31 protein-coding genes are annotated in these 21,410 nt (G+C 55.9%); 7 read left to right on the top strand and 24 right to left on the bottom strand.

The window, feature by feature from the left end; translation table 11 throughout:
* Positions 1 to 63: 63 nt before the first annotated feature.
* Positions 64 to 234: a hypothetical protein gene (locus ACZ5BO_RS23850; protein ID WP_177330215.1), complete on the bottom strand. Its 171-nt coding sequence runs from the start codon at positions 232 to 234 to the stop codon at positions 64 to 66.
* Between the two features lie 226 nt (positions 235 to 460).
* Between ACZ5BO_RS23850 and ACZ5BO_RS23845 the strand changes: the two genes are divergently transcribed.
* Positions 461 to 1,135 (top strand): peptidase C39 family protein, encoded by a 675-nt coding sequence (locus ACZ5BO_RS23845; protein ID WP_025126427.1) that lies wholly within the window; start codon positions 461 to 463, stop codon positions 1,133 to 1,135.
* Positions 1,136 to 1,188: 53 nt separating this feature from the next.
* Here ACZ5BO_RS23845 and pbpG read toward each other — a convergent pair whose 3' ends face one another.
* From pbpG to ACZ5BO_RS23820, 5 genes are all read right to left on the bottom strand, one after another.
* Positions 1,189 to 2,127, bottom strand: coding sequence for a D-alanyl-D-alanine endopeptidase (pbpG, locus tag ACZ5BO_RS23840; protein ID WP_025126428.1), 939 nt, complete (start codon positions 2,125 to 2,127; stop codon positions 1,189 to 1,191).
* A gap of 114 nt (positions 2,128 to 2,241) precedes the next feature.
* Positions 2,242 to 3,453 carry a tyrosine-type recombinase/integrase gene (locus ACZ5BO_RS23835; RefSeq protein ID WP_464696708.1) on the bottom strand — a complete coding sequence of 404 codons (1,212 nt, stop codon included), beginning with the start codon at positions 3,451 to 3,453 and terminating at the stop codon, positions 2,242 to 2,244.
* A 377-nt stretch (positions 3,454 to 3,830) separates the two neighbouring features.
* Complete coding sequence (locus tag ACZ5BO_RS23830; RefSeq protein WP_464696706.1) at positions 3,831 to 4,166, bottom strand: hypothetical protein; 336 nt, start codon at positions 4,164 to 4,166, stop codon at positions 3,831 to 3,833.
* A 52-nt stretch (positions 4,167 to 4,218) separates the two neighbouring features.
* On the bottom strand, positions 4,219 to 4,497 hold the full coding sequence (locus ACZ5BO_RS23825) for a DUF4031 domain-containing protein (RefSeq protein ID WP_464696705.1): 279 nt from the start codon (positions 4,495 to 4,497) through the stop codon (positions 4,219 to 4,221).
* Positions 4,494 to 5,081: a hypothetical protein gene (locus ACZ5BO_RS23820; protein ID WP_464696704.1), complete on the bottom strand. Its 588-nt coding sequence runs from the start codon at positions 5,079 to 5,081 to the stop codon at positions 4,494 to 4,496. Before ACZ5BO_RS23820 ends, ACZ5BO_RS23825 begins: the two co-directional genes overlap by 4 nt.
* A 184-nt stretch (positions 5,082 to 5,265) precedes the next feature.
* On the opposite strand from ACZ5BO_RS23820, the gene ACZ5BO_RS23815 reads away from it, so the two are divergent.
* The gene (locus tag ACZ5BO_RS23815) at positions 5,266 to 5,469 is read left to right on the top strand and encodes a hypothetical protein (protein WP_464696703.1); all 204 of its coding nucleotides are present in this window, start codon (positions 5,266 to 5,268) and stop codon (positions 5,467 to 5,469) included.
* A gap of 107 nt (positions 5,470 to 5,576) precedes the next feature.
* Here ACZ5BO_RS23815 and ACZ5BO_RS23810 read toward each other — a convergent pair whose 3' ends face one another.
* Positions 5,577 to 6,275, bottom strand: a complete 699-nt coding sequence (locus ACZ5BO_RS23810; RefSeq protein ID WP_464696702.1) for a hypothetical protein — start codon at positions 6,273 to 6,275, stop codon at positions 5,577 to 5,579.
* 42 nt (positions 6,276 to 6,317) lie between these two features.
* Entirely contained in the window at positions 6,318 to 8,285 is a 1,968-nt protein-coding gene (locus tag ACZ5BO_RS23805) for a DNA cytosine methyltransferase (protein WP_464696701.1), read from the bottom strand.
* A 51-nt stretch (positions 8,286 to 8,336) separates the two neighbouring features.
* Here ACZ5BO_RS23805 and ACZ5BO_RS23800 point away from each other — a divergent pair, with 51 nt between their 5' ends.
* Entirely contained in the window at positions 8,337 to 8,960 is a 624-nt protein-coding gene (locus ACZ5BO_RS23800; RefSeq protein WP_464696700.1) for a hypothetical protein, read from the top strand.
* Positions 8,961 to 8,971: 11 nt separating this feature from the next.
* On the opposite strand, the gene ACZ5BO_RS23795 is transcribed toward ACZ5BO_RS23800, so the two are convergent.
* Positions 8,972 to 9,148: a hypothetical protein gene (locus tag ACZ5BO_RS23795; RefSeq protein ID WP_464696699.1), complete on the bottom strand. Its 177-nt coding sequence runs from the start codon at positions 9,146 to 9,148 to the stop codon at positions 8,972 to 8,974.
* Positions 9,149 to 9,442: 294 nt separating this feature from the next.
* Here ACZ5BO_RS23795 and ACZ5BO_RS23790 point away from each other — a divergent pair, with 294 nt between their 5' ends.
* Positions 9,443 to 9,772 (top strand): hypothetical protein, encoded by a 330-nt coding sequence (locus ACZ5BO_RS23790; protein WP_464696698.1) that lies wholly within the window; start codon positions 9,443 to 9,445, stop codon positions 9,770 to 9,772.
* A gap of 18 nt (positions 9,773 to 9,790) precedes the next feature.
* On the opposite strand, the gene ACZ5BO_RS23785 is transcribed toward ACZ5BO_RS23790, so the two are convergent.
* Positions 9,791 to 10,195: a hypothetical protein gene (locus ACZ5BO_RS23785; RefSeq protein WP_464696697.1), complete on the bottom strand. Its 405-nt coding sequence runs from the start codon at positions 10,193 to 10,195 to the stop codon at positions 9,791 to 9,793.
* Positions 10,196 to 10,299: 104 nt separating this feature from the next.
* On the opposite strand from ACZ5BO_RS23785, the gene ACZ5BO_RS23780 reads away from it, so the two are divergent.
* The gene (locus tag ACZ5BO_RS23780; RefSeq protein ID WP_464696696.1) at positions 10,300 to 10,476 is read left to right on the top strand and encodes a hypothetical protein; all 177 of its coding nucleotides are present in this window, start codon (positions 10,300 to 10,302) and stop codon (positions 10,474 to 10,476) included.
* Between the two features lie 69 nt (positions 10,477 to 10,545).
* Here ACZ5BO_RS23780 and ACZ5BO_RS23775 read toward each other — a convergent pair whose 3' ends face one another.
* From ACZ5BO_RS23775 to ACZ5BO_RS23710, 14 genes are all read right to left on the bottom strand, one after another.
* Positions 10,546 to 11,031 (bottom strand): hypothetical protein, encoded by a 486-nt coding sequence (locus tag ACZ5BO_RS23775; protein ID WP_464696695.1) that lies wholly within the window; start codon positions 11,029 to 11,031, stop codon positions 10,546 to 10,548.
* 81 nt (positions 11,032 to 11,112) lie between these two features.
* On the bottom strand, positions 11,113 to 11,631 hold the full coding sequence (locus tag ACZ5BO_RS23770) for a hypothetical protein (protein ID WP_464696694.1): 519 nt from the start codon (positions 11,629 to 11,631) through the stop codon (positions 11,113 to 11,115).
* 7 nt (positions 11,632 to 11,638) lie between these two features.
* Positions 11,639 to 12,202 (bottom strand): siphovirus Gp157 family protein, encoded by a 564-nt coding sequence (locus tag ACZ5BO_RS23765; RefSeq protein WP_464696693.1) that lies wholly within the window; start codon positions 12,200 to 12,202, stop codon positions 11,639 to 11,641.
* Positions 12,199 to 12,927 (bottom strand): hypothetical protein, encoded by a 729-nt coding sequence (locus ACZ5BO_RS23760; protein ID WP_464696692.1) that lies wholly within the window; start codon positions 12,925 to 12,927, stop codon positions 12,199 to 12,201. Before ACZ5BO_RS23760 ends, ACZ5BO_RS23765 begins: the two co-directional genes overlap by 4 nt.
* A gap of 110 nt (positions 12,928 to 13,037) precedes the next feature.
* Positions 13,038 to 13,214: a hypothetical protein gene (locus ACZ5BO_RS23755; protein ID WP_464696691.1), complete on the bottom strand. Its 177-nt coding sequence runs from the start codon at positions 13,212 to 13,214 to the stop codon at positions 13,038 to 13,040.
* Positions 13,211 to 13,411, bottom strand: coding sequence for a hypothetical protein (locus ACZ5BO_RS23750; RefSeq protein WP_268562954.1), 201 nt, complete (start codon positions 13,409 to 13,411; stop codon positions 13,211 to 13,213). The genes ACZ5BO_RS23755 and ACZ5BO_RS23750 overlap by 4 nt, the downstream gene beginning before the upstream one ends.
* Entirely contained in the window at positions 13,408 to 13,599 is a 192-nt protein-coding gene (locus ACZ5BO_RS23745) for a hypothetical protein (RefSeq protein WP_464696690.1), read from the bottom strand. The genes ACZ5BO_RS23750 and ACZ5BO_RS23745 overlap by 4 nt, the downstream gene beginning before the upstream one ends.
* Positions 13,596 to 14,027 (bottom strand): hypothetical protein, encoded by a 432-nt coding sequence (locus ACZ5BO_RS23740; protein WP_464696689.1) that lies wholly within the window; start codon positions 14,025 to 14,027, stop codon positions 13,596 to 13,598. Before ACZ5BO_RS23740 ends, ACZ5BO_RS23745 begins: the two co-directional genes overlap by 4 nt.
* A 421-nt stretch (positions 14,028 to 14,448) precedes the next feature.
* Positions 14,449 to 15,300, bottom strand: a complete 852-nt coding sequence (locus ACZ5BO_RS23735; RefSeq protein ID WP_464696688.1) for a ParB/RepB/Spo0J family partition protein — start codon at positions 15,298 to 15,300, stop codon at positions 14,449 to 14,451.
* A 488-nt stretch (positions 15,301 to 15,788) separates the two neighbouring features.
* Positions 15,789 to 16,625: a hypothetical protein gene (locus ACZ5BO_RS23730; protein ID WP_464696687.1), complete on the bottom strand. Its 837-nt coding sequence runs from the start codon at positions 16,623 to 16,625 to the stop codon at positions 15,789 to 15,791.
* Positions 16,626 to 16,770: 145 nt separating this feature from the next.
* Complete coding sequence (locus ACZ5BO_RS23725) at positions 16,771 to 17,994, bottom strand: hypothetical protein (RefSeq protein ID WP_464696686.1); 1,224 nt, start codon at positions 17,992 to 17,994, stop codon at positions 16,771 to 16,773.
* Positions 17,995 to 17,997: 3 nt separating this feature from the next.
* Complete coding sequence (locus tag ACZ5BO_RS23720) at positions 17,998 to 19,140, bottom strand: nucleoid-associated protein (protein WP_464696685.1); 1,143 nt, start codon at positions 19,138 to 19,140, stop codon at positions 17,998 to 18,000.
* A 70-nt stretch (positions 19,141 to 19,210) separates the two neighbouring features.
* Positions 19,211 to 19,615: a hypothetical protein gene (locus ACZ5BO_RS23715; RefSeq protein ID WP_464696684.1), complete on the bottom strand. Its 405-nt coding sequence runs from the start codon at positions 19,613 to 19,615 to the stop codon at positions 19,211 to 19,213.
* Between the two features lie 27 nt (positions 19,616 to 19,642).
* Positions 19,643 to 20,413, bottom strand: coding sequence for a S24 family peptidase (locus ACZ5BO_RS23710; RefSeq protein ID WP_464696683.1), 771 nt, complete (start codon positions 20,411 to 20,413; stop codon positions 19,643 to 19,645).
* Between the two features lie 99 nt (positions 20,414 to 20,512).
* On the opposite strand from ACZ5BO_RS23710, the gene ACZ5BO_RS23705 reads away from it, so the two are divergent.
* Positions 20,513 to 20,725, top strand: coding sequence for a transcriptional regulator (locus ACZ5BO_RS23705; protein WP_102863188.1), 213 nt, complete (start codon positions 20,513 to 20,515; stop codon positions 20,723 to 20,725).
* Between the two features lie 53 nt (positions 20,726 to 20,778).
* A complete protein-coding gene (locus ACZ5BO_RS23700; protein ID WP_439821378.1) occupies positions 20,779 to 21,393 on the top strand; it encodes a hypothetical protein in 615 nt (204 codons plus the stop codon).
* Positions 21,394 to 21,410 lie beyond the last annotated feature (17 nt).

Genomic DNA, 21,410 nt, shown 5'->3' with positions numbered 1-21,410 from the left:
AACGGCCGCCTGTACTCGTTGGAGTCAGGCGGCCGTATTATTGGTGTGATTTGAAACGGTCAATCAGTGGGCAGTGGCGGGCCGGCCGGTGGTTTTTTCTGCCTTGGGGCCAGGGGCTGACTGCGGGGGTTGATAGTGGTGGCGGCGAGTGATGCGCAGTACGCCCCAAAGCATGGCGGCGGCAACCGCCAGCCAGCCCAGGATCAGCATCAGGATCGTCGTTGTCAGGCTCATGAGTGCCTCCTTTCGTGCCCGATACCGGGCACTTACTCTTACCAATGGACAGTCTAGTAGCCTCTGTGTTTCAAGCTATTGACCAATAGTCGAGAGTCTTCGAACACTTCGCTCTATGGTTTTCAACTAACTGCCGTCTAACGCTATACCCTCGTCCAAGAGGGACCTATGATCAAGCCCCCAGCCGGGAGTCAGTCGGTCCGGCGATTGAATATAGAGAGCGATGATGGTGCGGGTATTTTCTCGATTTCGTACAGCGCTGCTGGCCAGCGCCTGTGTCTTGGGCCTCGCGGGTTGCGCGGGCAGCGTGCCGTTGGAGATCCAGCGCCTGCCAGAGCGGGTGGAGCTCAATAGCGTGCCGTTCTTTCGTGGGGAGATGTATCAGAGCGCTCCTGGTGCCCTGGCCAGCATGCTTTCGCAGCAAGGGGTCGTGATCACTCCGGGCTTGCTGGACAAACCCTTGCACCTGCCGGGCGCTGAGGCGCAGTTGCAGCAGAACATGCAGAACCTGGCGCGGGAATACGGGATGGTGGTCTATCCCCTGGACGACAATCTGCCTGCCTTGCTGACCCAGGTTGCTGCGGGGTATCCAGTGCTGGTGCGTTTCACCGAGGGCTCGACGTTCTGGGCCGAGCCGCGTTACGCGGTACTGGCCGGTTATAACCGGGACAAGCGGACGGTGTTGTTGCGAGGGGCGAAAAGTCGCCGGCAGTTGATGAGCTTCAGTGAGTTCGAATCGTCGTGGAAGAGTGCCGGAAGCTTTGCGGTGCTGGTTCAGGCTCCCGACCAGCTACCGGCCAAGGTTGATCGCCAGCGCTGGCTGAAAGCGGTCAACGACTTGGCCCAGGCTGGCCAGGAGAAGGCGGCCGCCAGAGCGAGCAAGGCACTCGACAGCCATTGATTGCTCCACTCAAGACAACGGCGCCTGCGGGCGCCGTTGTCGTTTCTGCTGTATCAGTGTGAAGCCTGGGGAGGAGCTACCTGGCGATTCTTGAGGTTCTTGTCGGCCTTGTAGCGCAAGGCGACGTCCGGCACCGATCCGCTCTTGCCGGTCTCGACCCAATTGCGGATACGGCTGGCATCGGCGAAATGGGTGTACTTGCCGAAGGCATCGAGAATCACCAGGGCCACCGGACGATTACCCATGCTGGTGACTAGCACCAGGCAATGGCCGGCCTGATTGGTAAACCCGGTCTTGGTGATCTTGATGTCCCATTTTTCCTTGTTGACCAGGTGATCGGTGTTACGAAAGCCCAGGGTGTAGTTGGGCTTGCGGAATGCCACCGTCTTTTCCTTGGTGGTACTCAGCTCGCTCAGTAGCGGGTACTTGCGGGCAGCTACCAGCAGCTTGCTCAGATCGCGCGCGGTGGAAACGTTGTGGATCGACAGACCCGTGGGCTCCACATAGCGGGTGTGGATCATGCCCAGGGACTTGGCCTTGGCGTTCATCGCTGCAATGAAGGCTGCGTAGCCTCCCGGGTAGTGGTGGGCGAGGCTGGCGGCAGCACGGTTTTCCGAGGACATCAGGGCAATCAGCAGCATCTCTCGGCGGCTCAGCTCGCTGTTGAGCTTGACTCGGGAAAACACACCTTTCATTTCCGGGGTGTCGCTGATGTTGATGGCGATGTACTGGTCCATGGGCAGCTTGGCATCCAGTACCACCATGGCTGTCATCAGCTTGGTGACCGAAGCGATGGGCACCACGACGTCCGGGTTGCTCGAATAGATGACCTTGTTGGTCTGCAGATCCAGCAGCAACGCGCTGCCGGAGGCGATGTGCAATTGTGACGTGTCTCTTGGCGCCGCGGTGGTTTCGCTGGCGTCGACGCTATGGGCGGTCAAGGTGCCGGACACAGCAAACAACAAGCTGAGGATGGAGAGACGAATTTTCACGCGGGCGGACTCGATAGAGATGGATATGCCGTTTGGCAACGGGCTTTTTCGGAAAAACGTTACATTTTATGAGTATGTGCCAGAAACTTGCTACACGCCTTTAACTACGGGCTCTTAATTAAACTTTTTTTCATCCTGTACCGTTTTTGTACCAATTTTGCTTTCCAGCTTACTTATCTCCGTCCAGTCCGTTGTCGAGTTCAGCCACCGCGCATAAGTCGAGAGCAGCACTTGCACGCTGTGCCCGAGTTGGCCGGCAATGAATGCGGGATTCATGCCCGACATGAGGCACATCGTAGCGTAGGTGTGACGGCAGTTATATTGGTTCCGGGGCCTGATCCCCAGGGCCTCTAGAGCTGTTGCAAAGTGCCCAGCAGGGGTCGTTGGGCCCTTGATAAACGGCGAACTGCCGGACGGCTGGAACACGTAAGGCGACGACTTGCGCACGCGGCGCCGCTCACTGTCGCGGACCTGGGCAATTTCCTTCGCCTGGCCCAGGGCGTTCATGGCGCGGGAGTTCAGCATTACCGTTCTGGCGTACTTTGTTTTAGTGCGCTCCTGCAGCTTACCCTTGACGACAATCCGACAGACGTGTGCTGTTCTGTCCTCCAGGTCGATCTCGTCCCAGCGCAGCGCCAGCAGTTCACCAGTACGCATGCCGGTATAGAAAGCAAACTCGAAATAGGCCGCGTAGATCCTGACCACCGGTCGAGTGAAGTTCGCATACAGCCACGCAATAAGTGCGTCGGCCTCTTCCGCTGTGAATGGATCTACTACTTTTTTCTTCCTCGCCGGCAGTTGAATCGATGTTGCGGGGTTGCGTGCAATGACTTCGTCCTGCACTGCGACATTGAACAGGGCGTTTACTCGAGATATCGCCGCACGCTTCACCCCGGGGCTGCTCCACTCGGTGGCCGCTATGATCTTGCGCAGCGCCATTGGGGTGATGTCGTTCATGGGGATGCCGGCAAGCGCAGGCATCCAGTACAGGTTGAGGCTGCCCTTGTAGTTGCTCCTGGTGCCTTCTACGACTTCCCGACTGTCGAGCCAGGTCTGCGCATATTCCCCGAACGTGACGACGGCTGACTCAGTCGTCGTCACGTAGCTGGAGTTAGGGAAAAGCTCGGTGTATTTCTCGTCCGTCAGGGCCCCGTGCTTGGCCAGGCTGATTACGTGAGCACGGAGATCTGCGGCCGCTTTGATCCCCTTGGCCGTCTGTGGGTAGGCGAGGGTTTCGCACCGGCGATGCTTCCAGGTGAATCGGATTCGGATTGAATCACCAGCAAATTCAACTCCTGTGGGCAGTCCCATTGGCTTTCTTGCCATGCCTCGTATCTCCTGATGCTGTAAAAAATGCGGTTGTCGATCTTGTTCCAGACGCCTTCGGGGATTCCCCCGCGGGCTCGCTTGCTTTCCAGGGCGCGTTGAGTTGTGCCGATAAGCTGCGCCATACGCTTCTCGGGCACTTTGTCGAAGGGGTACGTTTCGGGTAGTTCGTCTTTCTCGGGCATGTGTCTATCCCTCCCGCAGAACTGCAGGCTCCGATTGTTGAGTGGGGTGTTTCAGATGGTGCTGATTGGCCCTGGCGTTGCGCCGTGGCACTGTCTCTGCGTTCGCCCGGTCTATGTCTTGCTCATCAAGGAAGAAGACGACCGATCCCGGGCCGGGCGGACTCTTCAGTTCTTGTAGCCGCTGCTAATTGGTCATGGTTTCCAGCTTCTGCCAACGCGGAAAACCATCATCAGGTTGTGATGGAGGGGGACTTTGAGAACGTGGTCGAAGAACTCACCCTTTCCGGTGATGAACCCCGTCGGAACCTTGCTTTCAGCGGTCCCGAATTCCCGCCAGCATTCTTCGCCACCGTTCTTTTCCCAGTAGGCGCGTTCTCGTTTCGGAATCTCGTCGTATTTTTTATAAAACATGGAGTGATCTGGAATGTCACAGATCCTGCGCCATGCCGGGTGACGCCTGCACCAGTCGGCGGCATGCTGAGACGCTTGCTCGACAGAGTAAAATTCTTTGGTGTTTTGTTCGCTCATGGCCTTGGCCCCGTGTAGATGTTCCATGCGAGGTAGAGCAGGGCGGGGAGGATCATGGCTGCACCTCCTGCACTGCGGCCTTGCGCTTGCGCATCAGCTCGGCAACGTCACCCGGGTAGCTGATCTCCACCGCGCCCATACCTACCGCCATAGCCCGTTTGCTGAGGCAGATATCGAAGTGTTCGCGGATGGTGCCTACCTTCTGGAGCCACTTCCGCTGTACGCCGATCTTGTCGGCCATCAACAGCAGTTCTTGGGTGCTGTCTGCGAACATGTGGCACATCTTCATGCGCCCGAAAGTGGCGTTCATGTCGTCGACATAGACGGTCATGGCTGCACCTCCCGGGCCGAAACGACTTCATCAATGAAGGACTGCGGGAGCGATGCTGCGAACTCGCCTTGCGACCACGACAGGGGCTCGGATTGGCGGATCATCTCGTTCAATAGCTCGAACGCTGCGACAAGCTGCTGATCCCGGATCTCGCCATCCTCTGGCAGGTCGTCAATGAAGACGTCGCTGGGGTCGATTTCGCGCGGCATGTTCGGTTCGCAGATGCAGAGCTGCAGGTCAGCCAAATCGACATCGCGGTCGATGAGGTAATCGCGCAGACTGTCCTCGTCAAAGAAGTATTCGTCGCCGTCGAAGATCACCAGTGGCTCGCCTGCCCATTCCTTGATCGGCATGGCCGCGAATTTCGCTTGGCGACGTTCCTCGTGACACTGGTGGCAAGAGCTTCGAATCTCGTAGATCGGATGGTCCGGGTTCTTCTCACAGCGGCGATGGGTGGCGCCCCACCAGCGCGCCATATGCTCATCTTTACCCCAGAAGCGGCCGTCAGCGGCAACCCAGCCGGTCACGGTCTGGATGCTTGCAGCTTCTGGGGATTCGTACATCACGACTTTTTCTTCAGGCATGACTTCGTCCTTGGCCGCTATAGCGGCTGACTTGAAGGGGGAGGAGTAGTAGTTGCTGCTCCAGCTTGTTAGCAAAGCTTTGCTCGCTGACCAGCTATTCAGTGAACGTTGCTCGCGGTAGCCGGTCCTTAGCGTTGAGGGCACAATGCGGAACTTCCGGCTAGATCTGTCGCAAGGTGAAATTATGAGTGGTGGTGATGACTTTAGATTCCGATCCCACGAGCTATTGGTTGAGCTGGATGCAGCCACTACCAAAATTATGATGATGGTTGCTTTAAAGCAGGTTTCTGGACCAGATTGGAATGAGGCGACCGAACAACATCGCGATGCATTTGAGGCTTGGAACTCTTTCCTTAACTCATCGACACCTCCAAGCGATGAGCGCTAACTACAGTGCCTGAGTGGGCTATATCGGCTCACTTGAATGTGGGGGAGGGGTGAGGTTTTCGCGGGTGGAGTACAGATGTACTCCTGTCGGGGCTTGGCTTTCAGGCGTCAGCAGCGCTTGCGGAACTCATAAACCATGCCGCGCAGATCTACCAGAGACTCTTGCAGGTCGCCGCGGGCAGTATCGATCGCTTCGAATAGCTCGCCTTCACCGTCGTCGCCGCCTTCATCTACGGCCAGCAGAGCGAGGCCATATGCCTGGAACTTCGCCAGCACGTCATCAGCTGACTTCGCCATATACTCGGCATGCTCAATGGCATAATCCTTCGGCGATCGCTCAGGCAGCACCACCGCAGCCCGCGCGGGCTGCTCGGCGCTCATCGGGTTTGGCGAATAGCGCAAGGCCGACTTGTATGCCGCATCAAGCGCATCATCCAAGTCGCCTCCAGCCTTCTTGGCCTCATTGAAAGCGATGATCATCTTCGCTCTGACGTCGTAGCAGCGCTCAACCGGCATGCATGCCACCGGCTCGGCCTGGGGCTTAGCGCCCGGCTCTGCGCTGGCGGATAGGGCGGCGGCGATATCGAGACCCAGGCTATCGTCACCGCCGTTGAGTGCACGACGCAGCAGCGCATCCCGCTCGGCCAGCTCTACTTGCAGCCTCTGCGCCTCGTCGAACCAGTCCCGGCGCGACAACTCGCGCTCGTTGTTCTCTGTTGCTGCGTCGTCCAGGGCCTGGTCCCGGGCGTCGAGATCTGATTGAAGGGCAGCGACTCGCTGCTCCAGGTGTTGGGTTTCTGTAGGCATGGGGAGTCCTATCCGGGGCAGGCCCGGGCGGCAGAGGTTGGGTTATGCGGCTTCGGCTTGTCGTTCGGCGGCGCGCCACGGGTCGTTTGCTCGGGCGAGCGCTGCCATAGGCGGTGGGCTGACGCTGTTGCCGCACATGTGAACCTGTTGGGTCTTGGTGAATGGCTTGCCGTCGGCGCCGTGGCTGATGATGTAGTCGTCGGGGAAGCCCTGCGCCTTGTACAGCTCGGCCGGTTGCAGCATTCGCAGGCAGATGTCGACGATCACATAGGGCGTGCCCTTGATGGTGACAGTGACCAGGCCCAGGCGATCCTTGGTGGTGACTGTTGGTGCTGGCTGGTCGGCGCCACTGATGTTCTCGGTGCCGTAGTAGCTGATGAGGAACGCCGCCACTCGCAAGGCTCCCTCTTCGTGTTCCGGCGATAGTGTGTACTCCACCACTCCGTGATGAGTGCCGGCTGCGCTGACAGTGTGCAGCGGTTCAGCGCACTCCTTCGCGTCGCAGTTGCCGCGCAGGTGTAGCAGGTTTGCTGTAACCAGCTGTTGCTGGCTGCCGGTGTTGGTAACCGTGGTCACCGGGTCCTCGATACTTTTGGCGGCCGTGGTGTTGAAGCCGCCATTCATCTGGGCCATGAATACCGTGGAGATACCCATTGCGTGTGCGGCACCTGCTGGCCGCTGGTAGTTGCCGCCGCTGGTGATGGTTGGTAGCGGTTCATCGAGCGCCTTGCCTTCATCCGAGAACCGGAACTTCACCAGGTGAGCGGCTGCAACTGAATGCCCGCCGCTGGCTGTCACCGTCCCCAGCGGGGCACCGGCAAACTTACTGCCGTCGCCCCAGCGTTGAACACCGCCAGGCTTTCCTTCGCCATGCGCAGCAGTGACCATCACCGGGCTGATCAACGTCAGCTCGCCGCGATTCGCGCAGGTCACAGTCGGCAGCGGGGCGGAAGGGTCGTTGATGCGGTCGCTGCCCTGGTGCGTGGCTGGGGCGATGATAGGGCTGGCCATGGCGAACGATCCGCCGCGGGGCCAGGATGTCACGGTCCGCAGCGGTTCATGGGCTGACTGCACGCTGTCGCCGGACCAATTCGCAATAGGCACGATGAACGGGTCAGCGGCATCAATGAGATATTTCTTCATGCCCTTGGCTATTCGCCGAAACGTTGCAGGTGCTAGCGGCTTGGGCCGGTCGAAGATGCTTTTGCTCGGGATGGTCCAGTCGATGCACTCGGCGGCGGTGCGCCACTTCTTCTGGCCTTTGGCCGGGTTCTTGGCATGGGTTGGCTCTGGCCACACGATGGGCTTGCCGTCGCAGCGGGCGATCATGAACAGGCGTTCTCGGCTGGTCGGCGCGCCGAAGTCGCAGGCCTTGATGACCTTCCACTCAACGACATAGCCCATGCCTTCCAGCAAGGCAACGAAGCGGCGCCAGGTGCGGCCACGCTGCTTCGGGTCGGGGACCAGGAACTGCTGGCCCACCGGCACAACTTCACCAGGTGCTGCCACGTCACCGCCGAGTTTCACCACACGGCCCGTGGCTTTGTCGCGCTTGGCGATCAGTCGGCCCCACTGCAGGATCTGCTTTACGTTCTCCAGGCTGATCACCCGAGGCTTTTTCTTGCCTGCCCACTTGAGGCCGATCCACGACAGGTTGCGGATCTCGCGCTTGCGCGGTTGTCCGCCGGCGGCCTGGCTGTGATGGGTGCAGTCAGGCGACATGTGGAACCAGCCAACGGCCTTGCCGCCGCATTCAGTGTCGGGATCGCCGTCGAATACATCCGTGGTGTAGTGCACGGCGCCTGGGTGATTCACGGTGTGCATGCTGATCGCTGCAGGGCTGTGGTTCTTCGCGACGTTCACCGCGCGGCCCAGGCCCATTTCCAGGCCGGTACCGGCGCCGCCACCCCCGCAGAAGAAGTCGACAACGATCTCGTCATCCTGAGTGCTGAAGCCGAGTCCGTATTGAGTTTTGAAATCGAAGGGGTGTTTCTTCTGTTGTGCGGACATAGGGGATCCTCGCCGGTATATTGCGATGATTGAAAAAGGAGTGATTTATAAATGTCTGAAAAGTCTGTAGGTGGGTGGTTTAAACCTTTGTGGTCGGTTCAAAACGCAGTCTTGTTTCTGGCCGCTTGGTTCATCATTGCTTTGTTCGACTTCAATAAAAGTGAGCTTGCAAGTTGGGTTCAGGCGATTGGCTCCATCGTGGCAATCTGGGGGGCTTTTCAGATCAGCAATCGTCAAGCTGAAAAGCAAAATGCCGAGAAGTTAGAGGCTGAAAAGCTGAAGTCCAAAAGAATCAAGAGCGTTTTGCTTTTGCTCGCAAAAAACCAGCAGGAGCAACTGAGGCTACTCCACAGTACCGCGTTTAACGCCATACAGGATTTCGGAGTTAACTCCATCAATCCGTACTTAGAGATGGGCTGGCATCTGAAGTGGCCGCCACATATCGAAGCGTTGAAGTCGATCGCTATCATGGAATTGGATGCGGGGCAGGTTTACATGCTCAACGAGCTAAAAGTAGCCTCCGATTTTGCTCTTGATGTTTGCAACAGGCTTCCGAGCTGGAACGTGTTGGGTGACACGGAGGGAAAAAACATATCGCTCTTACATCATTATTGGGAAATGGCAGGGCTGACTATCAGTATGCTTGACTCCAGTCAAAGAGAGTCAGTGCAGTAGGTGAGGGGGGATCACAAGGAGGATTCGCCGGTATCGATCTTGCGGAGTTCGAGCACTTCGATCTTCTGCGTGCCGTCGGTGATCACCCAGCAGGGCAGCTCAAGGTTTCGAAAGGTGCCGTGGTAGTTCCGGTACGCACCGAGCGCTGCCTTGCGGAATGAGTCGGCCACGACCTTGCCGATCGGCATCGGGCTGCCCCCCCCAGTAGGCTCAGCTCGAAAACAGATGTGTTGGAGATGCGTTTCTCAGCTGCGCGGATAGTGCCCGGGGAAAGCTGGAACTCCCGGGCTACCTCAATCACACGCTTGTAGATCAGGGCATCATGGATCTGCTGGTTGCGGGCGCCGTTACGCAGGCCCGCGTAGATGACTGCTTGCATAGGTTTCCTCCGGGCAGCCGATGACCGCAGCCTGGCTGGCGTGATTCGTAGAAGTGGGGTATTTGTGTTCGATCCGGCATGGGGCCGGAACAAGGAGATGCGGGTGATCGATTCCGATATTCATGCGATGAGACTGAGCAAGCTTGCTGCAGATGAGGCTGACTGCCAAAGGCTTCAGATACCGCACCGCTTCATGCAAATGTCGGCACTATCGCCCTCAACCAGAGACTCACATGCGGCCCGCAGTGGCGAGTTGTTTACTGCTGATGAAGTCAGGGAGTGGTTGGCCAAGGACGACAACAGCGTTGGCTGCAAGTGTTCGTTTGTCCTTGTACTGGTCGACGATGCTGCTAATCCGCGCAGCCCGGCGCTTGTTCAAAAGCTCATATTAGCGAGAGATAACTTCTTCGCTCGTCGCAACGAATCTTCCTGACAAATCCGATGGGGCGGGTCAGGCGCGCCGGACTTTGAAATGGAGCATCGCCTTGATGCTGTGGCAGTAGTCCTGAAGCCGCTCATAGGCCTTGTACTTGGCCTGACCTCGAGTGGCTGCCCAGACCCTGACCAAATCTTCTCGGGCTTCTCGGTTCCAGTCGAGGTCGTCCCAATCATGATTGAAGGGCAGGACCAGCCACTCTTTGAGCGGGAGCGTTTCGGCCATCTTGCCGTATTGCATTTCGTGAGTCGGGTGATAGTTGCTGATGCGCTTCTTCGGGTCTTCGTCCAGCACCACGCCGATGTAGTGGCCGCGATCGGCTAGGATTATGCCGGGCTTGCCGTGGGCGATGACACGACGTCCGATACACGCCGGGACTTGGTAATACTGCTGCACGTACTCGCAGGGTGTACCGATCATGGCTTATCTCCATGCATGCGCCGCCCTCCGTAGCCGGATGCAGCGATAGTTGATGTGGTGGCTAATTGCAATTACGATCGTGCCCCTCTAAAAGGAGCTACTCGATGTTTCCAAGATACTTCCGCTGGATTTCGGTGCTGGGCATTCTTGCTGCATTGGCAGTATTCGTAATAAGCGGTCTGCAGGTGTTTGCTGGTTCGGCTCCGGCAACGGATCTAGTACGCCCTATCATTGCTGCCGTTGCACTTGGTTGGATGTTCACTCAGTCGACAAAGGTCTGAATCCTGAACCTGAACTAGGAGGCTTTACTCTCATTCGCGATGGCATCCGGATGCAGCAAGTAGGGCGGGTTATGCTTCGCCGTCTTCTTCGGCGTTCATCTGGAGCGATTCGGCAAAGCCTGCTTGCCGTAATTTGCGCGCCACGCTTTGCGGTACTTCGATTTGGTGGCGCGGAATTTCGAAGAGCGGCGCGGAGCCGTCGGGGCCAAGCGAGTGGGCATATGCGATCAGTCGCCAGATGGTGTTTCGGTCCTTTGACTCGCCCAGGGCGGCGGTGATGGTCGCTAACCTGTCGCGCATTCCTTGGCGGAAGTAGTGCCTGATGATGTCTGACGGGCCTTTTACCTTCGGCGGCGCCGGCAGCATATCCTCGGGCCTGGCGTTGATCACCAGCAATTGCACCGCCTCGCTGACTTCATTCATCTCACTCCAGCGCATCAGCTCGTCGAGCATCTGTCGCGTTCCGTAGGGAGCAGTGTGTCGTAGTTCCTGCTCGCCCAGCTCTTGCCGCCTCTCGGCAAGTTTGGCTGTTCGTTCTTCCTGAGTCGCAGCCATGGCCTACCTCTTCGATGCCGCTGGCCGGTATCGTCGACCAGGTTTGACGTTTGCGCTGTTGCGGGCGGTTGTTGAAGCGTCTCAAGCTCGCTTCTCCCAGCGCTTCGGGAAGTTAAAGTCGTAGTCGAGCACCAGGCGGTTCAGCAGGGTGTCGGAGATTCCAACCTTCCTACATGCAGCGATGCGTGACACTCCAGTGTTCCGCAGGGCAGCCAGGCGCTCGATGAGCTTCAAATCCCGCTCCCTATCCACGACCTTGCTCTTGAACGTGAAGCCACCTTCGTGGGCCGCCCGGCGCATTGCCGATTCTGACTTTCCGGTGGCGGCCATGGCCTGGTCGATGGTCATGGTCTTGGCGAGCTCTCGGATCGTGTCGACGTAGGCTTTGCGCTGGGCGAACTGGTCTTCGTAGGTTCGCTTGGGCTGCGGGCGGGTGGCGCGTTTGCCATGCTGGCCAGCCAGGTCCTTGCGTGGCCGGCGAGGCTGGAGCCTGAAAGACTCCAGCACCTGGACCTTGTTGCCGGACATGAAGAAGGCAGCCTTAGCTGCTTCCAGTTCTGCCTGGCGCTCGGAGCAGACCAGGATGAAGTTGTTGCTCATGGTTACCTCACTTGATGCGAATCGAGCTTTCGCCGCGCTCCAGGTGGGCCCAGGTCGGTTCTTCCAGAAGTTCGGCTTCCGCGTCTTCGCCGGCGGCCATGCGTTTGCGAACCGCGGCGTTATGCTCGCGGATTTCCTTGAGCTTGACGGCGATGGCGCGCTTGTCTGGCGAGAACACGGTCTTCGTGTCGAGGAAGTCGTACGGAATGTCATTTTCCTTGTCGACGATCACCTTCTCTGGCGCCAGGGCCAGGGTGATGGTGAACAGCGGCCGCTTAATCGACTTGATGTTGGCGGCCTCCATGTTGCGGCGCAGATACTCGTCGAGCTTGCCGACGGTGTTCTTTCTGATGCGCTTCAGCTCGTTCAGTCGATCGACTTCTTTATCGATGGCGTCAATGTCGCCCTGGATGTTGCGGCACAACATGACGACGCTCTCGGCCTTCACTTCGAATTCGCCCTGGATGCTGTCCATGGTGTCCTGAATGGCCTGGCGCAATCCTTCGTCATCGGTATCCGCCAGGGCCGCGAGCTCGGCTATCTGACCGGTCAAAGCGTAGAGCTGGGTCATGCTGCACTCTCCTTGGCGATAGCGTCAGTGATGCGCTTCCACTCCAGCGAAATACGCTCGGCACCTTTACTGTCTTTGCGCACGGTGAGTTTGCGTACGGCAACGTCATGGATCTTCTTCAGCTCTTGTTCTGACTGAGCTCCAGCCATGGTCTCGATCACCGATTTGAGGTAATCCAGGCGCTCCTGCTTCTGACGATCCAGCTCTACCTGTTTGTCCTCGGCTTGCTCGATTTTTTCTTCGTCCTTGAGCTGTTTGACGTAGTCCTCATCATCAAACATTCCTAGGAACACGTCGGCGCTGAAGCCAAGCATCGACAGGGATTTCTTGATTGCATCGGTCAGCGACTTCTTCGGTGCTTCGCCGTCGGTGGTGGTGCCGTACTTCGATTTGTAGAGGTAGCGGGTGCAGCCGTACTGCTCTATCTCGCCGCGCTTACCATCCAGCTCAAACCAGAAGCGAATCTTGATGGTGTGGTTGAGCTCCCGACCAAGCACTAGGCGTTTATCGCCTTCGCCGCTCACCATCTCAGAGCCCTCATCGAAGCGCTCTTCAATAATCGTCCAGCCGAACCCGATGCCGACGGGGCCGAAGATCTCGGTCGCTTTCATGATCATCGCGGTGCCGTTGAGGCTGGTGATCTTCTGGCCGCCAACCTCGGCGGGCTTGGTGTACCTGGTGTCGGTTTTGTCGACCTGTTCCCAGATCCGCATATTCGTGGACATGAGTGTCTCCCGCGCCATCCTTGAGAGGCGCTATGAAATTCGGTGAGGGGATGCTGCGAGGATCTATCTCAGATAGACGTGTGCGAACCAGGCGATTGCGATAACGGGGATCATGGCGATTCCTCCAGGGATAACAGGCGCTCGCCCAAGGTGATCTTGGCGTTGGCCTGTTCCTTCTTGATGCCGGTGGCCTGTGCCACCTCGGAAAGGGACAGGCCATCGCGCCGGAGTTTTGCGCAGCGGATCGCCAGCTGCTGGCCGCGCTTGTGAGCGCCGGCGCCGCTCATTGTCGCTGCTCCAACTGAGCCACGCGATAGCGCAGAACCTGCAGCACCCGGCCGCGGTAACCTGGCTCCGCATACTGTTCAACTGGCGGCCCGTAGAAGCCCCGGCGCTCAGCCAGGCTGTACGCATCACGCAGGTTGTGAGCGGTGATGTCTTCCAGCTGCTCCTCGATGAGCGACTTGACTGGGGAAGTGGTCATTCTGCCTCCTTGCGCCGGTGACAGGCTTCCATCAGGCGCTTGCAGTAGTGGGTGAATTCGTCGGTGGAGATCGCTCCGTCAGTGAAGAGGCGGGTGATCAGGCCTTGTACCAGGACGTCGATGTCGGGCTGGCTGTTGGGATCGGCAACGCCTTCGAGGGCTTGATCGATGAGGATGTGAGGGCTCAAAACCCGCACTCCTGCTCTAAGCGCGCCTGCTCCTGTTCAAAGGCCACGGCGGCCTCTACATGAGGCTTCAAAAGCTCAAGCGCAATGTCCTTCAAGGCTGACTTCTTGCCCAGCAGGTACACCGCCAGATCCATCAGGAGCCCCGAGCTGCGAAAGCCCATGGCGCCGATCACCAGCTGGCCGAAGGCGTCTTGCTGGTCCTCACCGTCGATCTGGCGTTGGTTCAGGTGGTCCTGCACCGCCCTTGCAAAGTCGGCCTGGGTGACCTCGCCGCGCTCTGAAGGTTGGTAGCCCCAGGAGATCCGGTAACCCATCAGCAGGCGCTCTGCGTTTGCCTCAAGCCATTCCGATTCGGCCAGATCGTCATCGCTTACCGGTGGCGGCATGCGGTTGTCGTATTCGAGCTGTGCCTTGCGTAGTGCTGACATGATTGCCTCCAGGGCGGAGATGACGATGAGATAGACACAGTCATGCGCTCCGCTGGATGCCCTAAGGCGCGGAGTACAAAAGTGTCGGGGTGGAGGAGTAGGGGAGTGGCGCCGGCGTCGGGTCAGTGCCCGGTGCCGGCAGATAGAACGGTTATGGCAACTGCAGTGATGGTTACTCTACGCTGCACACCCACCGATGGTTATGCCGGTAAGGAGCGCGGATGAAGGTTACATCCGTCAGCAAAACCATACCTTTGTTCTGCAGGGCTTCGGTCAATTCAACAAGTGTCTCTGCTTCGATAGTCATTGCTGTTACCTCGTCAGATTTCCTGTGTTCATAGTTGTGGACTGACCCCATGCTTGGGGAATTCAATTTTTCTATTCGGTTGATTGTGCAAGTGCAATTGAATTGCGGCGCGTATTACTCAGCGTCTGAGATGGCTTGCTGTAGTTTTACGAATAGATCTGTAGGCAGGTTCAGTGTTGGCCCTGAGTGTTCCAGGCAGTCCGGTGGTATTGCTTTGATGAAGTCCTGTGCTGCTGCACGTATCGCTTCGAGCCGTTGACGGGAGGTTGTGGGGCCGCGCATCGATCCCGCGGTCACCTTGGACTTGCCGGTGGCCTTGGCCTTTTGCAGCTCGCCGCCGAGCACCTTGCCTGCCGCTTCGCCATGTTGGCGGACGACCTGTACTGCCGTTGTAGCGGACACCTGGCCGGAAGCGACCAGTTGCTGGACATCGGTGTTGGCGTTGCCGAGCGTCATCACTTGTTCAACGTGCTGGCGGGTCTTGCCAACCTTCTTTGCGATCTGATCAGGTGACCAGCCGAATGCTGTGAGCCGCTTGTAGCCGTCGGCCAGCTCAAGAGGAGAGAGCTTCTTTCCTTCCTGGCTGGTGATGACCCTTGCTACCCGTTCGGCGTCGTTGCCCTCGAAGGGAACAATCGAGATCCACGCCTCCAGACGCTCTGGGTCTTCCTTGCTCGGTACTCTTGGAAGGCGACCTGCCTGATCCAGCTTCAAGTAGGCGCGGCGACGCCGGTGGCCATCGACAACCCATATGCCACCTTCTGCGCGGGGCCTGACCTCCAGTGCCGGAATCTGGCCGCCTGCGAAGATGAACTCCGCCAGTGCGTTGATACTCTCTTCCAGCTCTTCACCTTCAGCACGAAGGTTGAAGCCAGGCTCCTCGTGGAGATCTTCCAGGCGGGCCTTCATCGCATCAGCGCGCTTAAGATCCCCGTCTTTGATCATTTGATTGAAAGATTTGGCCATGCAATTTATTTCCAAGTGGTTGTCATCCCAAGCAGCCCTCGCAAGAAGGCTGCTCAGTGATGCTTTCCATATTGCTCGCGCCTTCTACCGGGTCATTCGCCAGTTCGGTCAACACCTCGTCCGCCGTCGCAGTTCTGCGCGTTGGTAGCCTTTCGGGGCTATCGGATCGCCGGTCGCCAGTAGTGGCAGCGCGATTTTGTTCACCTGACTTTCTCTCGCCCCACAGGTGTGGCCGGGGCTGACCTCCCAGCGAAACGCCGGGTAATCGTTAATGGCGCAGGTTGTTAAAGAGCGGCGCGGCTTTCGCTGCTGGGCCGGTCGTGCGTTGGCTTGAGGTAAATTTACCATTTGGAAATTACCTGTCAATGAATATTGGTAAATAAATTGGTAAACATTTTGGTGTTGATGGTAAATGCCTGATGCCGCTTGCTTTTCTCTGAGCACAAAAAAGCCCGCGCTAAGCGGGCTTGAATTAAGTTTGGCTAGTGTTATCTCGATGGGGATGGGGAGGCCCATCGCTTGAGGGTCCAATAGTTGAATTTTCCTAGATCAGGATTCTTCGAGTACTCGGACGCCCGCTTTATACCGATCTGCATGAGATCGTCGCGCACCTGCAGTACCGTCCATGCAATATCTGCTTCTCCATCCCTCCGGAAAAAACAGTATTTGTCAGCAGTGATTTCTGCCCAAGCCGAGTACTCAGCCCGATTGTAATGATCCTGCGCGCGCTCAAAATCAGACAAAGACATGCAGCCGAATGCGCCAGAGCCAAGAATCACCTGTTCATCAGCCTTTGGTTCGTAGGCTTTTTTCTGAGGCTGGTTGATGGCGACCGGGGCAGCTTTGGTTAGGTGGTAAACAGCCGCGCTGATGATTACGCAGATAAGGGCGAAGCACAGGTATTTGAATTCGATGCTGGACTTCTTAAGGGAGCTCGGATCGTTGGGGCCCGCCGCTACGGCTGCTGGGATGGTCGGGGCTTCCAGTAATGGATGGTCGGGCCTGCCTGCATCTGCAGCAACGTCAACCCCGCAGTGCCTGCACTTGATGGCGGCATTCTTGATGGTTTCTGCGCTGGCGGGGCAGGGGCGGGTATCAGTTGCTGTGGCTGCCGACGGGGCAGAGCTTTTACCGCCGAGCAGCACCATAAGCAGGCCTGCGAGGGCGATCATCCCGCCAACGATGGTGTGTAACTGGCGGTCTGCCATAAGGCCCAGATTGTTAACTCTGCCGCCAGACCCAGTAGCGACAGACACGTCCATGCTCAGTGCGAACACAGCCCAGCAAATGCCCACCACCAGGGCGAGCGCCCCAATTCCCTTCATTGGACTACTCCTCAAATAGATCTGGAATTTTACCATTTGTCTTTAGTGTGGGACTGGGCACATCAGGGGCGCATTGCTGCCCCCTATGAAGGCTCAAGAGCATCTAATAGTGGGTGCGCTCAGTGCAGGGGACTGAATGGTCTGATTAGCACTGTTGAATCAGTTTCTTTACCCAGGAATTAATAGGCTCTTGGTACTTGAAATACAGGACTATTATGGCGCCAATGGAAGGCGCAAAAGATAAGGCTGAGAACGCGATTAAGGTTGTCGAAACTACCTTTTTCTGTGTTCTGATATTTTTTATTGAACTTTCTATGAGCCTTTGTAGGTTTTTTGGATATGTTGTAAGTTTTTTTGAGAGATTGTCAAATGAGGCCTCAAGGCTGTTGTTGAGCCTTTGAACGTTTAAGGCTTGATTTATCAGGATGCCGAAGATTATTAGAGAGGTTATAAATAGCCCAGTGGCTGCCACTGCTATTTCTAGTTTTCCTGTTGCCTTGTTTAAAGCGAGAAGTGCTACAAGTGAAACTGGCAGAGCAAGAAGCTTTCCTGCAAGATCGCTAAAAGCAGAGCTTAGCTTTGTGCCGTAATCCAGTTCGGCCTGTGCAAATTCTTTTCTCGTCTTTTCGAATGAAAATGAATGGATATAAATCTGAAAGTTACGCCAGTAATTATCAATGATTGAGTTCCATGAGTGAAGAATGTGCATGAATTTATTGCTCTGCTCTTCAGTCAGTGACTCCAAACACTCACAGATAGCGCCGTTCAGTATCGCTCGCCTTTCTTCTAGATGAATCCGGCCTTTGTGCTCTTCATTGGCAAGGCTATGGATCAATGAGGTTTTGTCCAGGGGGATGAATAAGATCTCTTTTGTGATTTTTGTTTGAATTACAATCGTTTTTGGAGGTTTGTTAGGTGCGGCTGGAGTGGAAAAAACTAGATTATAGAAGCTGCTTTGTGGGTGTTCGGACGCAGCAACTTTTGATAGGTCTTTGATTAGCTCGCAGACCTTTATGATTTTACTATTAGAGTCGTTCGGTAATGCATCAAAGGAAGCCCAGTCATCACTAATTACATAAAAACTTTTTAAATGGCTCCCGGTTCCCAGTGAGGGGGTTTTTTGAACTAGTAATTCAAAGTTTTCAAAGAAGCTGTTTTCGCCAGCAGAAACTACAGTGTATTCGAATGTTATCTCGGAATTATTTATTCGAGAGTAAGACATCTCGCCAAAGCTACTTGGTAATTCACGGACTCTGTTGTGTAGCTCTAGTAGTTCGCTTGTTGCTGGCCCCGAAAAGCTGAACGACCCATCCGTATTAATGGGGGGTCTTCCGATTTTTCTATACAGTTCAACGACGGCTTCGAACATTTATCAATCGCTTCCAATGCGGCTATTTATTTCGTTCTCAATCATCCTTTTCATTGGGGCTGGGATGTCTGAGAAGGTCAAAGTTCCTTCTGATGAATTATAGCATACTATGCTGTCGGGGCTGGTGCTCAGCGCGCTTCTATCAAACTGCGCTGACCATCTATTGGACTTCCCTTTTATCTTTGTTTTTCGATCAAGCACCGATTTGCTTACAGTGAACTCCGCTGGAATTTTACTTTCTTCGGAGTTTAGCGTTTCCGAAAGATCTTCAAGGATTGAAACGAGGTCTGCTTGTTCTGGAGGGATTGATGAGGAAGCTGCAGCGTGCAGCCCTTGCAGAGTTGCCTTTTGTTGGTCTTTCTGTTTTTGGGAGAGATATGCAATGACATTCTCTTTGGCTTGAGAACTATATGGAGCTAGCTCAGTCTTGCCTCGAAAAAAGTCTTCAATGACATCAATTGAGTTTGAAGTGGCTCGTGTTGATGCAATTCCTGGGGTGCAGCCAAGTCCCTTGATAAAATATGCAGATGCTTCGCTGTCTCGCCCTTTGCTTATGAAGCAAAGGTATGTTTTATCTGTTGCCGTCTCATCATATTCGTCTTCTGATGTCTCGTCATCAGAGGGCGATGCAATCATCTCTGAAAATCTGGCAAGATTAATTCGGCATGCCTGATGGACTGCAGACATATCGATATCCACACTCTCTTCTGGTATATAATCGGGTCCGAGGCGTAGGCCATTGCGTTGCTTAATATTGGCAATGAGAACAAATGGGATCGCTTCGCTGGTGTAATGTGCAAAAAGCGTATGCCCCCCGGTCGCGAAGGTTTCCGTTTTCGCCTGCTCGATTAGTTCGTCTAGTGCAATGTGAGTAAGAGTCTCAAATTCATCGGCATCTAAACTTCCAAGAAAGTGCTCTGCAGCACTCGGAAAACGACCTTGCCGATTGTTATTTTCAAATTGTCCCCATACTACGTTGTTCCCTTTTTTTCCGAGGAGGCTGTTAATTCCTTCGGCAAGTGAGATAACGGTCGGTTTACTTGGTTCAAAAAGTCCCTTTCTTATGACTTTGCTATTGTCAACGGCGAGTGTGCCTTTTTCTTTTTCGAAAGAATGAATAACGGCATGTATGAGCTTAAAGGCCATGAATTATTCCTATAGTGGCGGACGTGTTTCTGGTTTTTTGCCCTGAACTAGATTGATTTGCATACTTGGTTCAGTATGAGGCGTGTGCAATATTATTCGTCGGAATATGTTGTTTTGTGCGTATATTCGTTGTCCGACATTGATTGCGGTGATGCAAGTGAATGGGTCTACTGCAAGCAACTTGCGTAATGAATTCGGTCTTGCTATCGATGTTCTTCCAGAACGAGCCAATCGCTTGGTGGAAATGTCCGTCGTCGCTAGGCTTGGCCGCGTTCAAACCCGTGGTCTTTGAGGTATTCGAGGGCGTTTTGATTTTTGTTGCAAGCCGGCACAGATCAGCTTTCTGCGGTGAGCTGATCTTTACGGTTTTTGATTTAATCGGATCTGTGGCGGGAGATCCACGAGTATTGCGCTTGACCATGGAGATCTGCGCTTGTTTTGTGCAATCTGGACATTTCCGTTCGTTAACTTCCATTGCTTCCTTCCTTGGAGCATCACGACATTATCGGGCAAACATCCCCCACCAGAACACATGGCCCAGGATCGAGATCTGCTGCTCTTGGATCTCCTGGAACGTGTAGTCCTCATCTGGGTGTTCGTCGCGGTTGAAGCTTCGCAGGCGCAGGCCGGTGGGCAGGCGGTAAACCTGCTTCACCCGTAGCTGGCCGTTGTGGTTGATCGCGTAGAGGTCCCCATCAACGATATCGCCAAGCGAGTTCTTTCCTGTGTTCACGCCGACCGTGGCGCCATCGCGCAGCACTGGGAACATACTGTTGCCGCGGGCAATCACGCACTTCGCATTGCTGAACTGCACATTGTTGCGGCGCAGATCGCTCTTGAAGAAGCGCAGCTTGGCGGTATCGCTTTCTTCGATCACAAACCGGCCAGAGCCGGCTGCCAACTCCACTTCGCGCAGGAATGGGACGTAGACCTCGTCGTCTGGGAGTGGGGTTGTGTCGTCCCAAGTCTCGATGGGTGGCAGTGGGATTTCGACTTGAAGCCTGGGTTTTGCGGCACCAGACACTGATGCCGCTGATAGCTCGCCTTCGCTCAATGGGAGGTCAAGCGATCCTGGCGTAAGCCCGCATTTCAACTCGAAGTCGCGCGCCATCTTCTCCCCGATGTTTCGGAGATGCTCAGCTTTCTCGGTGAAAAGCCGGGAGATGTATGAAGGTTGCTTGTCCACCTTGGCGGCGAAATCTGCGTCCTTCCCACCAAAGTCGCGGTCAATGACCTGGCGAACTCTGGCTCTGCGTATGTCTTTGATTTCCATTTCCCCATTAGAACCTTTATTTCCCTTTGGGGAAATTACCTTTACTTGGTAAACATTTATGGTAAATTCACGCATAAATGAACCAGAAGGTAAATCCTCATGGACTTCCCCACGTACGCAAAGCAGCTTCCGCGCGGCGGAAGAAAACGTCTCGCCATCAGCCTCGGCATTCCGGCGAGCTACCTCTCTCGTTTGATCTCTGGTGACCGCTCCATCACTGCCGAGCGAGCCATTGAAATTGAACACGCAACAGGCGGAAAGGTGACTCGGCAAGAGTGCCTTCCGGATATCCAGTGGAAGAACGCTTCGTAAGTTCGACCCGTCACGCCAATCCGTTGAAGCCAGATTAGAAGAGAGCAGTCCCCATGGAAACGTCCAGTCCAAGACATAGCGCCCAAACCCGTGACCAAGTGCTGGTGGCGCATGCGGCAAACCAGATCGCCCGAACCAGCTTGAGCCAGGACGATTTCGCGCAATCGTTGAGCCGTGAGCTGCACCTGTCGATTCCTGAGCGCGCCAAGAAGAAGGAAGTTCCAGACTTCAATTCGCCAGAACTGACCGGTGACGTGAGCGAGTTTGTAAAGGCGACCGGTCGCTGGCTGAAGCGTGTACAGCGCTGGCTCTCCGGGGATCAGGAAATGCCGTCTTGGCTGGAGGAGTCTTGGGTTAACGCTCTGGAGCCTGAGTTTCGCGACAACTGCATCAATGAGCTTGCCGGCCGCCATGGGCTGATCGGCGCGCGCCAGATGCAGAGCGACCAATGCGCCAACAAAAGCTTCGGTGCGTTGATCCGTGCGCTGGGCGATGTGATCGATACCGGCAGCGAAGTCTTTGATGACCAGGTGATGTGCGAAGAGGACTTGCCGCACCTGCCGGCGTTCGCCGAGCAATGCCGTCAGGTTGAAGCGCGGGCAGGGGAGTTGGGCCGAAAGGCTGAAGCGCTGATCGCAAAACACCGACCGAATCTGAAACTTGCCTGAATCCCGGGCACAAAAAA

Source organism: Pseudomonas sp. FFPRI_1 (assembly GCF_055384485.1).
Note: the sequence above shows the minus strand (reverse complement) of the source record. Positions and strands in the feature narration are given on the sequence as shown.

Excerpts from the sequence above, each read along its gene's own strand:
- ACZ5BO_RS23850 (WP_177330215.1), bottom strand. The coding sequence starts at position 234 with ATGAGCCTGACAACGACGATCCTGATGCTGATCCTGGGCTGGCTGGCG.
- ACZ5BO_RS23845 (WP_025126427.1), top strand. The coding sequence starts at position 461 with ATGGTGCGGGTATTTTCTCGATTTCGTACAGCGCTGCTGGCCAGCGCC.
- ACZ5BO_RS23835 (WP_464696708.1), bottom strand. The coding sequence starts at position 3,453 with ATGGCAAGAAAGCCAATGGGACTGCCCACAGGAGTTGAATTTGCTGGT.
- ACZ5BO_RS23830 (WP_464696706.1), bottom strand. The coding sequence starts at position 4,166 with ATGAGCGAACAAAACACCAAAGAATTTTACTCTGTCGAGCAAGCGTCT.
- ACZ5BO_RS23825 (WP_464696705.1), bottom strand. The coding sequence starts at position 4,497 with ATGACCGTCTATGTCGACGACATGAACGCCACTTTCGGGCGCATGAAG.
- ACZ5BO_RS23820 (WP_464696704.1), bottom strand. The coding sequence starts at position 5,081 with ATGCCTGAAGAAAAAGTCGTGATGTACGAATCCCCAGAAGCTGCAAGC.
- ACZ5BO_RS23815 (WP_464696703.1), top strand. The coding sequence starts at position 5,266 with ATGAGTGGTGGTGATGACTTTAGATTCCGATCCCACGAGCTATTGGTT.
- ACZ5BO_RS23810 (WP_464696702.1), bottom strand. The coding sequence starts at position 6,275 with ATGCCTACAGAAACCCAACACCTGGAGCAGCGAGTCGCTGCCCTTCAA.
- ACZ5BO_RS23805 (WP_464696701.1), bottom strand. The coding sequence starts at position 8,285 with ATGTCCGCACAACAGAAGAAACACCCCTTCGATTTCAAAACTCAATAC.
- ACZ5BO_RS23800 (WP_464696700.1), top strand. The coding sequence starts at position 8,337 with ATGTCTGAAAAGTCTGTAGGTGGGTGGTTTAAACCTTTGTGGTCGGTT.
- ACZ5BO_RS23795 (WP_464696699.1), bottom strand. The coding sequence starts at position 9,148 with ATGCCGATCGGCAAGGTCGTGGCCGACTCATTCCGCAAGGCAGCGCTC.
- ACZ5BO_RS23785 (WP_464696697.1), bottom strand. The coding sequence starts at position 10,195 with ATGATCGGTACACCCTGCGAGTACGTGCAGCAGTATTACCAAGTCCCG.
- ACZ5BO_RS23780 (WP_464696696.1), top strand. The coding sequence starts at position 10,300 with ATGTTTCCAAGATACTTCCGCTGGATTTCGGTGCTGGGCATTCTTGCT.
- ACZ5BO_RS23775 (WP_464696695.1), bottom strand. The coding sequence starts at position 11,031 with ATGGCTGCGACTCAGGAAGAACGAACAGCCAAACTTGCCGAGAGGCGG.
- ACZ5BO_RS23770 (WP_464696694.1), bottom strand. The coding sequence starts at position 11,631 with ATGAGCAACAACTTCATCCTGGTCTGCTCCGAGCGCCAGGCAGAACTG.
- ACZ5BO_RS23765 (WP_464696693.1), bottom strand. The coding sequence starts at position 12,202 with ATGACCCAGCTCTACGCTTTGACCGGTCAGATAGCCGAGCTCGCGGCC.
- ACZ5BO_RS23760 (WP_464696692.1), bottom strand. The coding sequence starts at position 12,927 with ATGTCCACGAATATGCGGATCTGGGAACAGGTCGACAAAACCGACACC.
- ACZ5BO_RS23755 (WP_464696691.1), bottom strand. The coding sequence starts at position 13,214 with ATGAGCGGCGCCGGCGCTCACAAGCGCGGCCAGCAGCTGGCGATCCGC.
- ACZ5BO_RS23750 (WP_268562954.1), bottom strand. The coding sequence starts at position 13,411 with ATGACCACTTCCCCAGTCAAGTCGCTCATCGAGGAGCAGCTGGAAGAC.
- ACZ5BO_RS23740 (WP_464696689.1), bottom strand. The coding sequence starts at position 14,027 with ATGTCAGCACTACGCAAGGCACAGCTCGAATACGACAACCGCATGCCG.
- ACZ5BO_RS23735 (WP_464696688.1), bottom strand. The coding sequence starts at position 15,300 with ATGGCCAAATCTTTCAATCAAATGATCAAAGACGGGGATCTTAAGCGC.
- ACZ5BO_RS23730 (WP_464696687.1), bottom strand. The coding sequence starts at position 16,625 with ATGAAGGGAATTGGGGCGCTCGCCCTGGTGGTGGGCATTTGCTGGGCT.
- ACZ5BO_RS23725 (WP_464696686.1), bottom strand. The coding sequence starts at position 17,994 with ATGTTCGAAGCCGTCGTTGAACTGTATAGAAAAATCGGAAGACCCCCC.
- ACZ5BO_RS23720 (WP_464696685.1), bottom strand. The coding sequence starts at position 19,140 with ATGGCCTTTAAGCTCATACATGCCGTTATTCATTCTTTCGAAAAAGAA.
- ACZ5BO_RS23715 (WP_464696684.1), bottom strand. The coding sequence starts at position 19,615 with ATGGAAGTTAACGAACGGAAATGTCCAGATTGCACAAAACAAGCGCAG.
- ACZ5BO_RS23710 (WP_464696683.1), bottom strand. The coding sequence starts at position 20,413 with ATGGAAATCAAAGACATACGCAGAGCCAGAGTTCGCCAGGTCATTGAC.
- ACZ5BO_RS23705 (WP_102863188.1), top strand. The coding sequence starts at position 20,513 with ATGGACTTCCCCACGTACGCAAAGCAGCTTCCGCGCGGCGGAAGAAAA.
- ACZ5BO_RS23700 (WP_439821378.1), top strand. The coding sequence starts at position 20,779 with ATGGAAACGTCCAGTCCAAGACATAGCGCCCAAACCCGTGACCAAGTG.